Genomic DNA, 13,012 nt, shown 5'->3' with positions numbered 1-13,012 from the left:
GGCACGCGCCGGATATCGAGCCAGTCGGTGTGCTCCGACTCATAGGATTTACGCTGCGCGTTCACGAACAAATCGGTTCCCCCGCACACGATACGGGGATTCCGCTCCCGAAGCAGCTCAAGCGCTTCGTCTAAACTGCGGGGCTGTAGCCAGGCCATAATTGCCCCTCCTTCATGTAAATATGATGATGTCTACTCCAAGGCGGTTGCCAAATCCTTGATCCACGGACGGCCGGTCAGCGGCTCAATCTTAACCTCACTGCCCGGAACAGCGCGAATGCTGCACAAGTAACCAGGTTTGCCATCCACAAACGCCGAGCATTCTTTGCAGGCGTTGGCGGAACGGCAGGAATACCGTACCGAAAAGGACGGGTCGACATGCTCCCGAATCCAAAAGATCGCATCCAGCAGGCTCATCCCGTCACGAAATGGAACTTCGTATTTCTCAAAGGAAGCGCCGCTTTCTGCATCGCCGCGAACTACGTTTAAAGTCACTGTTGCCATTGTTCCTTATTCTCCCTTCATTCGGAACCGTCTTGCCGGCTCGTTTGATCTCGTCCGTCTCCGTTAGCTGCCCGCCGGCAGCGGAACCTCGGTGACGACCCAATCCCCTGCCTCATTTAAGACATAGCTGTAGCTGGACGGTTGGCTGAGCGTTTCGTCGTAATCCAATCGTACATGGGCACCGCGCGTCTCTTTGCGTTCCAGGGCGCCAAGTACAATCGCTTCGCTGACTTTCAGCATATTGGCGGCTTCCAGCTTCTCGAACAGGGACAGCGCAAATTTGCCCGGCTTCGCCAGCGAGATGCGGTCCAGCTCGCTGCCCAGCGCCTTAAGCTCCGTCAACGCTTCCTTCAAGCCGCTTTCCGTACGAAGCGGACCAGCACCCTTCCACATCACCTTCTGCAGCTTGCGTTTAAACGCTTGGAGCGAGGCAGAATCCCGCTCAACCGGGGTAGGATGCCAAAATTGCGTTAACCGCTCCATCTCCCGCTCAAAGGCTTGACGCACAGCAGCTTCATCCAGTGCATCGCTTTTCTCGCGTGCGGCAGTTTCACCGGCAATTCGCCCGGTAACCAGTGCTTCGGTGATGGCATTGCCGGATAAGCGATTCGCACCATGCATGCCATAAATCAACTCTCCCGATGCGAGCAGACCCGGTACCCTTGTGCGCATTGCTTCGTCCACGCGTACGCCGCCGAGCATAAAGTGCGCCATTGGGGCTACTTCCACCATATCCTTGGTCAAATCCACGCCTTGATTCCGCAAAATATCGATGACCGGGCCAAACGCTTCCTTCAGCTTGTCCTCCGGCACCATCGTGAAGTCGAGATACGCCCCGCCGTGCGGCGTGCCGCGGCCAGCCTCCACCTCCCGGAAAATCGCCAGCGTCGTTTGGTCACGCGCCGCCGTGTATTTTCCGGCAACTTCGCCGTTGTATTTATCCATAAATTCTTCTTTAAACCCGTTCAGCAAACGACCGCCCAGCTTATAGCGGAACGGATCCCACATGATTGGATCGATGCCAACGAGCGGCGGGAATAGGTGCGCGATCGGGAAGAACTGCACCATCTCCATATCGCGCACTTCGGCACCTGCCTCGGCTGCCAGTACGAATCCATCGCCGGTCATGTTCGCCGATGCACTGTTGCGCTCAAAGACCTCCGTTAATCCACCTGTAGCCAAAATGACTGATGAAGCCGCGATACTAATCGGGCGGTACTCCTCCATCTCGAAGCCGATGGCACCAACGGCCCGTCCATTTTCAACAACAACTTTCGTGATCATCACGTTCTTCAGGCGTTGGATCTTCTCATCCTTCCATATCGCCTTCTTTAAACCGGCCGCTGTAGCACCGCCCGTATTCAAAATATCCACGTAGACGCAGCGGGCTTTGGAATGCCCTGGAGCAAACGCCTGAGAACGCTTGCCATCCGGCGTACGAGCCCACTTGACGCCGTAACCTTCCGCTTCGAGAATCACCTCGGGTCCCCGTTCGACGACAGCGCGAACGATTTTGGGATCAGCCAAGCCCCGGCTTCCCTTCATCGTGTCCTCAAAATGAATTTCCGTGCTGTCCTCTTCTGCTTCGCCCAATGCCACCGCCACGGTCATCTGCGCCAAAATCGTCGCTCCGCCCCGGCTGATTAAGCTCTTGTCGGTCAATATCACGCGCGCGCCTTCATCGGCCGCCGCTCGGGCTGCCATCAACCCGGCGGCTCCGGATCCGACAACCAACACATCCGTCTGTAAATGTAATGGTTCCATCCTGTTGTCTCCTCCTTCTGCGCTTACGCTTGTTGCGCCAGCGTGATCCCTACCGGTTGCACCGTAATCCCCGCAGCCGTTAATGAAGTGCGGATTTTTTCAGCAAACTCCACGGCATGGATGCCGTCACCATGAATACAAATCGTATCCGCTTCGATATCCACATCGACGTTCTGCTGTGACATGACTTTGCCTTCGGCAACCATCCGAATGACTTGTTTCACCGATTGCTCCTCATCCGTAATCAGAGCATCCGGCAAACGGCGCGAGGTGAGTGAACCGTCGGATTGGTACGTCCGGTCGGAGAAGACTTCACTCGCGGTACGCAACCCGATTTTTTTCCCGGCCTTAATCAGCTCGCTGCCGGCAAGTCCAAACAGGATCAACTCGGGATCGATCTTATATACCGCTTCTGCAATCGCTTCTGCCAAACCGGCGTTCCGCGCAGCCATGTTGTAGAAGGAACCATGGGCTTTGACATGCTGCAGCTTCGCCCCTTCCGCGCGAACGAATCCCCAAAGTGCACCAATCTGATACACCGCGATGTCATAAGCCTCTTGCGGAGACAGATCCATATCGCGACGGCCAAATCCAATCAAATCCTGCAAGCCTGGATGTGCCCCTAAAGCCACGCCATGGTCCAATGCCAGCTTCACGGTCTTGCGCATCGTCGCCGGGTCGCCGGCATGGAAACCGCAAGCGATATTTGCTGAAGTCACAAATTTCAACACTTCGCTGTCTCTGCCCAGCTTATAAGCGCCAAAGCTCTCGCCCATATCACAGTTCAAATCCACTACATTACTCATGCTGATGCTCCTCTCACAATTCATTAATGGGATTAATTCATGGCATTAACTATGAAACAAACCAGCCTCAAACGGCAGAATGGACAACGGAAGTGATCTTCTCCGTCTTCTGTCGGTTGAGGCTACAAGCTTTAGATTTGCCAGTTGGTTTTCTCTTCGGCCGACAGTTCGCGCAGCGAAGCCAAATCGGCCAACTCGACGTGTTCCTTTGGAACAACGGCGCGTTTCGGAAAGATTACTGGCGGAGCCGGTTTGGTGGCGTCTACGATTACAGCGCTGGACATGCGCGGTGTGTTCTTGCCTTCGGCGTTGTACTCCCAGTTCGTCGGAAGTAAACCACCAGGACCGTTCCAACGCGGGATGACCAGCAAATCGCGCTCCGCATCAAACCGTGTGCCAATCGCCCAAGCCACCTCTTCCCCATTAAACACGTCGATGTCCTCGTCCACCACGACGATATGACGTAAATTCTCCGGCTCGGTGTTCAGCGCTGCAAAAGCCGCTTTTTTCACGTCCGCATCTTTTTCCTTCTGAATCGACAAATAACAGTTCATGCGGGCATAGAAAGGAACGTTTACCGTTTTGAGACCTGGCACGATTTTTTTCGCCGTGTGATAAATACTTCCTGAACGCGGCACTCCGCCCACAACCAAATGCTCTCGACCCGATGCAACAATATCTTGGAAGATCGCATGATTCCGGTATGTAATCCGTTTGATGCGGATCGTAGGTACCGAGCCTCCGCCGAGATAATGGCCCGGCCATTCGCCGAACGGCCCTTCGCTATGATCGTTATCCGGCAAAATCTCACCTTCCAGAATGATCTCCGCATGCGCTGGGACGAGCAGATCAGACGTATCCGCCTTCACCAGTTCCAGAGGTTCGCCCATTAATGCGCCAGCCGCTTCGTATTCCCCGCCGATCCCTTGAACCCGGGAAACCGCTCCCATGATGAATCCGGGATGATGGCCTAATGCAATTGCGATTGGAGCCGGCTTGCCTTGTTTTTTATACTTTTTGTAAATCAATCCTCCGTGGTGTGCTCCAAGGAACCACACCCCCATGTCGCGTTCGTTGAAAATTTGGTGACGATAGATCCCCGCATTAATCAGCCCGGATTCGGGATCGCGGATAATCATCACACCCGCCGATAAATATGGACCGCCATCCATCTCGTTGTGTACGGGAATTGGCAGTTTGGACAGGTCGACGTCTGCTTCTTCAATCACGTTTTCCTTCACTGTAGCAGCAGCGCGGTCTACGACCACGGGTTCAATCGGTTGCTGCAATTTCTCGCCATATACCCGCGGAATGTCTTGGACCTCACATCCTAAATAGAGGGCGACGCGCTCGTACGAGGTCAGCAGATTGGAAATACACGCCATTTGTGCGCCCTTCACCTTATTGAAGAGCAAGGCCGGGTAATCGCCTTTCTCCGCCAATGCCGCAGCATACGCGGTAATGCCAAAACGTGGATCAACCTCCGTGTCGACAAGCTTGACGCTATTTGCATCAAACTGCGTTAATTGTCCAAGATAGGTTCTTAAATCTTTGGCCATGAGCGGATCGCCTTCTTTCTCTAATATCGTCAGTTGTGAAATAAATCGGGCGAAAACGCACGGTATAAGCGCGCGTTGTTCACCCGATTCTAATATGTCTTAAGGAAGCAACGAAAGGTCCACCGTATCTTCAAACGGAATTTCTTTCTCAAGAACGCCTGCTTCGATTTGCGTCTTCGTGACGTTTTTTGCGCCTTCCTCAGTTACTTTAAGTCCTGCCGGCACTTTCGCCAGCTGATTTTTAACGGCCGTTTCCATCACGTCGGCTGGAATTTGATCGAACTCTTGCAGCATTGCTTCTACTGCGGAGGCCGGATCCTTCTGCACGCGTTCATTCACTTCATTGCTGACTTGAAGGAATCGCTTCATCGCATCCTGATTTTTCTCAACCCAATCCGTTTTGGCCATAACCGTGATACCGGCAAAATCATACGGCGGGTCATACAGCACCCGGTAGTTCCCGGTAGCTAACATTTGCGAAATCGTTGGCTCGGACACCATACCACCAGCAGCTTTGCCGCTTTCAATGGCAGCCAGCATCGTAGCGCCGCTGCCGCCATTGATGATTTGTACGTCTTTGTCCGGGTCGATATTGGCTGCTTTCAAACCTTCACGCAACCCTGTGTCGGACAAACTGCCAACCTTGGTTACAGCCAGCGTCGTTCCCTTCAAATCTTCCAGCTTCTGATACGGAGCATCGTTCTTCACAACCAGCGAATAACCTACGCCATTGTAAATTTCGCCGTAAGCTTTCACGCCCAGACCGTTCTTTTGCTGTCTTAAGACGTGTTCATAAGAACCCAATACGATGTCCAAGCTGCCGCCAACCAAGGCTTGTACCATATCCGCGCCGGACGTGAAGCTTTGCTTCTCGATCGTAATTCCGGCTTTCTCGTAAGAGCCATCATTAATCCCGATTTGCGCAATAATTGGCGTCATGCCGCCGCCCACCAGACCTACGCGAATTTTGACGTTTTCTGGTTGAGTAGCATTGCCAGCATCTTCATTGCTTCCTGTTGCCGCATTGTTCGCGCCAGCGTTATTCCCTCCAGAAGCCGCATTGTTGTTGCTTCCGCACGCACTGACCAAAGCCATCGTCAGAACCAGCAGCGTTGCCAGGAGCATTTTTGTTTTTTTCATGTGATTCCCCTCCTTGAATAATCGCTTTCTTTCTAAATGTATGGTTGCTCCATTTTTATTTCATGGGGTGAAATAATTTGGAGTTCAGCCCTTAACGATATTTCAGCAGCCGCCGCTCAACCTGAACGATAATTTGTTCCAAGACAACGGCGATAATCATGATGAGGACAAGGCCTGTAAAAATACCTGTCGTATCCAGCATGTTGGACGAATAGGTGATGTAATATCCAAGCCCCCGATTGGAGCCAACCAATTCAGCGATAACTGATCCGATCAGAGCCATGCCGATATTCAGCCGCAAGCTGGTTAGAATCCAAACCGTAATCGATGGAAGTACAACCCAGCGAAGCTTATGCGTCCATTTCGCCTTAAACGTGCTCATCATATCCATTAAGTCTTTGTCGATGTTCCGCACACCTTCATAAGCATTGTAAAAAGCGACGAAGATAACCATTGCCACAACCATCAAAATCTTCGAGGTCATTCCGATCCCAAACCAAACGATAAAGAGCGGTGCCAGCGATACCCGGGGCAAGCTGTACAAAGCCATGATGTACGGATACACCCATTTTTGAAATATCCCGCTGAACGCAAGCAGAATCCCCAGTAAAGTACCTCCAAGCATCCCGATGATAAGACCTACGATGGATTCCTGCAGCGTAATGCTCATGTGGAACCAAAGATCCCCGTTTGCGGTCATGTCGATAATTCGCTTCACAATCAGGGACGGCTTACTTAGCCAAAAAGAATTAAATGCCGTACCCGACAACAGCTCCCATAATCCGATAATGACGATAAATACGACCAATCTGCCGATCCATACGGTGGCGCTGCGATTCCCGCGTCCTGCCTTAGGGGAAGGAGAGCTTTCCGATGGGGTTGATGTTTTTGCTGCCATATTGATGATTCCTCCTCTCTATTCCCCGTCAGACATTTGGGCCCAGATTTCTTTCTGCAGCTCTTTGAACTCGGGATCAAATCGGATCTCGTAAAATGGACGCGGTCGTTGCAAATTCACTTTAAACTCTGCTTTGATTCGCCCGGGCCTGGAGGTCATCACGATCACCCGATCAGACAGTGCAATCGCCTCTTCGATATCATGAGTGATAAAGAGCACGCTTTTTCCGACGTTCTCCCACAGCTGTAGGAATTCTTCCCCAATTTTCACCCGGGTCTGCGCATCGAGTGGTCCAAACGGCTCGTCCATCAAATAGATTTCGGGGTCGTAAGCGAAGGTCCGTGCCAGAGCTACCCGTTTACGCATTCCGCCCGATAGCTCCTTCGGATGGTAACTGCCGAAGCCATCAAGTCCAACCATTTTGAGAAGTCGGTTAGCTTCTTCCACTTGCTTGTCTTTCGCAATCCCTTTGATTTCTAACGGTAAGCGGACGTTGTCGATGACGCTTTTCCACGGGAGCAACGCATCGTTTTGGAACACCATTCCAACCTGGCTAGGCACACCCTGGATTTCTTGACCATCCAAAAAGGCATGGCCGCCAGCCGGCTTCAGCAACCCAGACACCACTTTCAGCAAGGTTGATTTTCCACAGCCGCTCGGACCTACAACCGATACGAATTCGCCGTCTTCCACCTTAAGCTGAACGTTCTCCAAAGCAACGGTGCGTTGGCCCTTGGAGTCGTACTCTACACGCAAATCCCGAATTTCGAGTTTTGGATGGCTATTGTTCTCCATAATAAATTCCTCCATACTGAATTTTCCATTCATGATGTCTGATTATGCATGCCGGTCCAAGTCCCTGATCAAGATTTGCGCCCTGATATCTCCAGCTGATGCAGCCCCTCTCGCAGCGTTTGAATCGAGAGTTCCCGCTCGATCATTTGCTGCTGGGCCTCTTCCAAGGTGATCTTGCGGAATCGCACCCGAGCCCCTAAGCTGGCCTGTGCAAGCAACGGCAAATCTACACTCGCGACTTGCGAAATTTTGGGATATCCTCCGGTTGTTTGGCGATCCGCCATCAAAATAATCGGGTTCCCGTCAGGTGGTACCTGTACAGTTCCCATTGTCACGGCCGAGGAGATCATCTCTTTCGACTGCTCCAGCTTTAACTCACGGCCTTTGAAACGGTAACCCATCCGGTCGGACTGCGGCAAAACCGCAAATTCCTCTTGCCATAAATCGTGACGGCTGGATTCTTGGAACAATTCGTATTCTTCCCCTGGAATCAGCTGCACAGTTGGATTAGCGGCATATTTCGGTAGCATTTGCGGAAAGACCGCCCATCGGCTGACCGCGCCGCTATCCTTGCTTGCCTCTCTGGCGAGTAAACCAAGAAAATGAGAGCCAAGGGGACTGATCTCCCCGAGCGTTAATCGGTCGCCGGCTGCAAGCGCCCGACCTTCATAACCGCCGATGCCTGCTCGTAAATAAGTCGAACGGCTGTTCATCTGAATCGGAACATCGATGCCGCCCCCTACTGCCAAATATGCGCGACAGCCTAATTTCGCCGGACCGAAGGTCAGCGTGCTTCCCTTAGGCGCCAGGACGGTCCTCCATAACGGAACGGGTACTCCATTCAGCTTAGGGGATAAATCACCTCCACAAAGTGAGATCAGCGTCGTCTGCTCAAAGTGGATGACGGGACCTAGCAGCGTAATTTCCAGCCCGGCCTCCCCTTCCGCATTCCCAACCAGTAAGTTCGCAATGCGTAAAGCGAAGGGATCCATCGCACCGCCAACGATCACGCCATACTTCTGAACACCAAACCTTCCCAAATCCTGAACCGTAGTTAGCAACCCGGGTTTTTCGATCAAGAGACTCATCGTTCCAACTCCTCCCATGCTTCAAATTGTTCACGGGTGATCGAGTAGAAGCGGACGATATCTCCCGCCTGCAGCAAAGTTGGCGGCATTTGCTGAGGCTTAAACAATTCGATCGGTGTTTTTCCGATCAACTGCCAGCCGCCTGGGGTGTCAATGGGATAAACTCCTGTCTGATCTCCGGCAATGCCCACGGTACCGGCCGGTATGGACAAACGAGGTGTTTCCCGACGCGGGGTGGCAATGCGTTTAGACATTCCTCCTAAATAGGCGAAGCCAGGAGCGAATCCAAGCATATAAACCAGATAATCTGCAGATGTATGAATATTGATCACTTCTTGAGGGGTTAGACCATTGTGAGAAGCGACCATTTCTAAATCCGGCCCCCACTCCCCTCCGTAGCAAACAGGAATTTCAACGATTCTTTCTGGTGATGCTTTAATGTCTTGCAGTGTGTGAATCAACTTGGACACGAGCTCGGCAGCGAACTGGTATGGAGTCAGTGTGCGAACTCTGTCCTCATGCTTCTCCGCTTCTTCCAAGAGCTTCATGAGGTCATAATATATGGTCACCGACGTAAAAGCCGGAACGGTCTCGATCATCCAAGGAAAAGGGTGATGCTCCAAATATTCCGCCAACTGCCTTACCTTTAAATGCGTGCTTGTTTGAATTGAATCACCAAATGTCACAATTAACGCCGAATCTCCGAGCGGAGTGATGATGGGAAACTCAGCAGGTGACGGAGAAAACATGATGTCCATCCTCCTATCCGAATTTCGGACTTATAATACCGAATTACGAATTTTCTGTTTAAAATCATTGTTAGTTATAATTCCATAAAAATCAAGATTTTTTCCGCTAAAGCGTTAAAAGATTTTGTTCCGTAATTCGGATCGGAACATCCGAAAATCGAATGTCCAATATATACGATCATTATAGTCGGAATTGGTTAAAAATCAAGCATTATTTTCCGTAAGCGTTTTTGGTTTTCAACAATCTTCCATTCGTTGTATACTAATACAGAACGAATTAGAGGCCATGCAGGAGGCATACCGTGCAAAAGAACACCAAACACAAGAACAAAACCGTGGTCAGGTCCATGGATTTGCTTCAGTTATTCCTGACCCACGCCAAGCTGAATATCAGTGAGATGGCCAAGTTATCGGGGATTCCTAAAACTTCGGTCCTGCGCATGATCGGATCATTGGAAGAAATGGGATTCTTGAAAAAAGATACAGAAGGTTTTTATTCGCTAGGTCTACTCTTTCTTCAATACGGCAACCTGGTTGCCGAACGATTAGATATCCGCCATATTGCCCTGCCGGTCATGCAGCAGTTACGTGACGAAATTCAGGAAGCCATTCATCTCGTGCTGCGTGATGGAGACGAAAGCATTTATATTGAGAAATTGGATACGGATCACCCCGTAAGGCTATTCACCAAAATTGGTCGCAAAGCCCCGTTGTATGCCGGCGCTTCGTCTCGCATCATCTTAGCTTTTATGCCGGAGGAAGAACGTGAGGAGTACCTCGAAGCCACAGAACTGCTACGGATCGCCTCCGGTACAATCACTGACAAAGCGCAGCTGCGTCAGATTCTGGAGCGTTCCCGTCAGGAAGGATACAGCTTTAGCCGTTCTGAATTGGAGAACTACACGGCTGAGTTAAGCGCTCCGATCTTTGATCATACGGGGCAAATTATTGCTGCACTCAGCGCTGCTGGATTGGAGGTCCAGTTTGAGGAAGAGCGTATCCCAGAACTGGTTAAGGAAGTCCAGCAAGCGGCTAACGAAATTTCTCGTAAATTAGGTTATACCCAGTCCATACCGATTGCGGTATCGCAATAACCTATCTTTCCAACAAGAACAAGCCCGTCCCGGCGACTGCCGAGACGGGCTTTAAGGTAATGAAACGTTATTCTTGTTGAAGTAGGGTGGCCTGACCTTCGACGATCACGACTTCAGGTTCGGGAACAAAACCGTAATTCCGATCAAAGGCATCCTGTACGTGACGAATGAGTTCGATCACATCGGCCGCGGTCGCCCCGCCCACATTTTGAATGACATTGCCGTGAACAGGTGAAATCCGTGCATTGCCGCGCTGAACCCCTTTTAAGTTAAGACGATCCGCCAGTTTCCCAATCGGCTCGCCAACGGAATAGTTGTTTTTGAACACCGATCCACAGGAAGGATACGAGAAATGCATCTTCCCTACTCGGTCCTCAATAATCTTTCGCATCGGGGTCAACGCAGCATCTTGCCCCCCTAACCCTTCCTTCGTCTTCAACCATGTGATGAAATGCGAAGCAAACTCCGGTAATTGGTGAGACGGAAGCTTTCCTTCCTGAAGCGCAACCAGCTCCGGGATCGCTGTCAAATCGGCAGCTTGAGCGATAGAACTGAGCTTAAACTCAGCGCCAACGATAAACCAGCGCGTTCGATTATGCTGGAACACCGACTGTTTATACCCAAATTCGCATTCCTCGCGGCTGATGGTTTGAACGGTACCCGGCTGTTGCAAATCGATATAATGAACCTTGACCAACGTATCGCTGATATGACGGTCAAAATATTTAGCATTCATATAAATTCCACCGCCCACCGTTCCCGGCAGCAAAAAGGTAAAATCAAAATCAGTAATCCCCAGGCCATATCCGATCACAGCCAACATCGACATCGGCACCCCTGCCGAGACGTATAGCCGATCTCCTTCAAGCTTCACCTCAACCATTTCTCGAGTGGTCAGAAACAGTGCATCGGGATCCGGCTGATCGGGAAACAGCAAATTGGATCCTCCGCCAAAAAAGATCGGTGATATACCGCGACGATAAGCCAATTCCAGCAACTCTTGCAATTGTTCTACTGAATGAGGCGTTCCCACAAAACGGGCCTCTCCCCCGATTTCGTAAGTCGAATAACGGGACAACGCCTGATGTGTTCGCAGTCCAGCCAAATTCCAGCTTGTCATATAAAGCCCCTTCCTACCTGCTTCCTAAACAGTAATGTATATTATGTCGTTGGGCGATTCAGTGTCAATGAATCGTTTAAAGTATTACGCAAACAATCAAAAACGGGCTGAAAGAAGAGTCCTTCTTATCAGCCCGTTGTTTATCGCCTCGTCTGAGGGCTTAATCCGAAAATTCCACGTTGTGATAAACCTGCTGTACGTCCTCCAGATCCTCCAACGCATCGATCAACTTCTCGAACTGCGCTTCCACTTCTTTACTCGGTAGAGTAACGTAGTTTTGAGGCAGCATCGTCAGTTCCGCTACCGTAAACTCCGTAACCCCTGAGTTCTTGAGCGCTTCTTGAACGGCATGGAATTGATCGGGTTCGGCATATACGATCACCGACTCGTCCTCTTCGATGATATCCCGCACCTCAAGATCGGCTTCCATCAGGATTTCAAACACTTCATCAATCGATTTGCCTTCCATCCCGATGACGGCTGTTTCGTCAAACATATAAGATACCGATCCGCTTACGCCCATGTTTCCGCCATTCTTATTAAATGCGGAGCGTACTTCCGGTGCGGTACGGTTTACGTTATTCGTTAATGTATCTACAATGACCATCGCGCCGTTAGGGCCGAAGCCTTCATAACGCAACTCTTGATATACTTCATCCGTAGCGCCTTTCGCTTTATCGAGAGCCCGGTCAATGATCGCCTTCGGCACATTGTACGTTTTCGCCCGTTCAAGAACGACCTTCAAGGCACGGTTCGATTCCGGATCCGGCTCGCCCTTCTTGGCAGCTACATAAATCTCAACGCCGAACTTCGCGTAGATTCGACTAGTGTTCGCGTCTTTCGAAGCCTTTTTCTCTTTAATATTATTCCATTTGCGGCCCATACTCTTCCCACTTTCTTAATAATCTACCCAACTATTATAACCAACAACTTAGTTGGCGGCAATGAATGCTGTAGGTTTAGTTGACCATGATATTAGCACTTAATATTGCAAAAATGCCCTATGTAATTCACATAGGGCATGGAATAATCCTTCTTTATTCCGATGGCACAGCGCTCGGATCCATAAATACGATTTCCCAGAGATGGCTGTCCGGATCCTGGAAGCTCCAAGTATACATAAATCCGTGGTCAACCGGATCGCTGTAGGGCTTCCCGCCCGAGGCGAGCGCCTTGTTCACGATTTCGTCCACTTGATTACGGCTCTCGGCCGACAAGGCAACGATGACCTCCGAATGACCCGAGGTATCCGGGATTTCTTTCTTCGTAAACGACTTGAAGTACTCCTCCGTCAGCAGCATGGCGAAAATATTCGGACCAATCACCAAACAAGCCGCCTTCTCATCGGTAAATTGCGGATTAAACTCAAAGCCGATCGATTGAAAGAATTTCATCGATCTCTGCAAGTCTTTTACAGGAAGGTTTACGAAAATATTACTCACCTGAATCCGTGATATTTGCTAAATCGTTCTAATGTGACGGATTCAAAATCAGAT

Annotated in this window: 13 protein-coding genes; 1 reads left to right on the top strand and 12 read right to left on the bottom strand. The window is 50.7% G+C overall.

The window, feature by feature from the left end; all coding sequences use genetic code 11:
* Positions 1-191: 191 nt before the first annotated feature.
* From RW092_RS19430 to pxpB, 9 genes are all read right to left on the bottom strand, one after another.
* A complete protein-coding gene (locus RW092_RS19430) occupies positions 192-503 on the bottom strand; it encodes a 2Fe-2S iron-sulfur cluster-binding protein (RefSeq protein WP_028539460.1) in 312 nt (103 codons plus the stop codon).
* 63 nt (positions 504-566) lie between these two features.
* On the bottom strand, positions 567-2,267 hold the full coding sequence (locus RW092_RS19425) for an FAD-binding protein (protein ID WP_316011019.1): 1,701 nt from the start codon (positions 2,265-2,267) through the stop codon (positions 567-569).
* Between the two features lie 23 nt (positions 2,268-2,290).
* Positions 2,291-3,073 carry a LamB/YcsF family protein gene (locus RW092_RS19420; RefSeq protein WP_016312208.1) on the bottom strand — a complete coding sequence of 261 codons (783 nt, stop codon included), beginning with the start codon at positions 3,071-3,073 and terminating at the stop codon, positions 2,291-2,293.
* Between the two features lie 131 nt (positions 3,074-3,204).
* The gene (locus RW092_RS19415) at positions 3,205-4,632 is read right to left on the bottom strand and encodes a UbiD family decarboxylase (RefSeq protein ID WP_316011018.1); all 1,428 of its coding nucleotides are present in this window, start codon (positions 4,630-4,632) and stop codon (positions 3,205-3,207) included.
* A gap of 99 nt (positions 4,633-4,731) precedes the next feature.
* Entirely contained in the window at positions 4,732-5,772 is a 1,041-nt protein-coding gene (locus RW092_RS19410; protein WP_316011017.1) for an ABC transporter substrate-binding protein, read from the bottom strand.
* Positions 5,773-5,863: 91 nt separating this feature from the next.
* Complete coding sequence (locus tag RW092_RS19405; protein ID WP_016312211.1) at positions 5,864-6,670, bottom strand: ABC transporter permease; 807 nt, start codon at positions 6,668-6,670, stop codon at positions 5,864-5,866.
* Between the two features lie 18 nt (positions 6,671-6,688).
* On the bottom strand, positions 6,689-7,465 hold the full coding sequence (locus tag RW092_RS19400) for an ABC transporter ATP-binding protein (protein WP_016312212.1): 777 nt from the start codon (positions 7,463-7,465) through the stop codon (positions 6,689-6,691).
* 68 nt (positions 7,466-7,533) lie between these two features.
* Entirely contained in the window at positions 7,534-8,553 is a 1,020-nt protein-coding gene (locus tag RW092_RS19395) for a 5-oxoprolinase subunit C family protein (protein WP_316011016.1), read from the bottom strand.
* A complete protein-coding gene (gene pxpB, locus RW092_RS19390; protein ID WP_316011015.1) occupies positions 8,550-9,311 on the bottom strand; it encodes a 5-oxoprolinase subunit PxpB in 762 nt (253 codons plus the stop codon). The genes RW092_RS19395 and pxpB overlap by 4 nt, the downstream gene beginning before the upstream one ends.
* Positions 9,312-9,604: 293 nt before the next feature.
* Here pxpB and RW092_RS19385 point away from each other — a divergent pair, with 293 nt between their 5' ends.
* Entirely contained in the window at positions 9,605-10,396 is a 792-nt protein-coding gene (locus RW092_RS19385) for an IclR family transcriptional regulator (protein WP_028539452.1), read from the top strand.
* 67 nt (positions 10,397-10,463) lie between these two features.
* Here RW092_RS19385 and RW092_RS19380 read toward each other — a convergent pair whose 3' ends face one another.
* The 3 genes from RW092_RS19380 to RW092_RS19370 all read right to left on the bottom strand — a co-directional run bounded on the left by RW092_RS19380 (position 10,464) and on the right by RW092_RS19370 (position 12,964).
* On the bottom strand, positions 10,464-11,516 hold the full coding sequence (locus tag RW092_RS19380) for a UDP-N-acetylmuramate dehydrogenase (protein ID WP_316011014.1): 1,053 nt from the start codon (positions 11,514-11,516) through the stop codon (positions 10,464-10,466).
* Between the two features lie 160 nt (positions 11,517-11,676).
* Positions 11,677-12,399 carry a YebC/PmpR family DNA-binding transcriptional regulator gene (locus tag RW092_RS19375; RefSeq protein WP_009223249.1) on the bottom strand — a complete coding sequence of 241 codons (723 nt, stop codon included), beginning with the start codon at positions 12,397-12,399 and terminating at the stop codon, positions 11,677-11,679.
* A 154-nt stretch (positions 12,400-12,553) separates the two neighbouring features.
* Entirely contained in the window at positions 12,554-12,964 is a 411-nt protein-coding gene (locus tag RW092_RS19370) for a VOC family protein (RefSeq protein ID WP_316011020.1), read from the bottom strand.
* Positions 12,965-13,012: the final 48 nt, after the last annotated feature.

Source organism: Paenibacillus sp. 3LSP (assembly GCF_032465655.1).
Taxonomy (GTDB): Bacteria; Bacillota; Bacilli; order Paenibacillales; family Paenibacillaceae; genus Fontibacillus; species Fontibacillus barengoltzii.
Note: the sequence above shows the minus strand (reverse complement) of the source record. Positions and strands in the feature narration are given on the sequence as shown.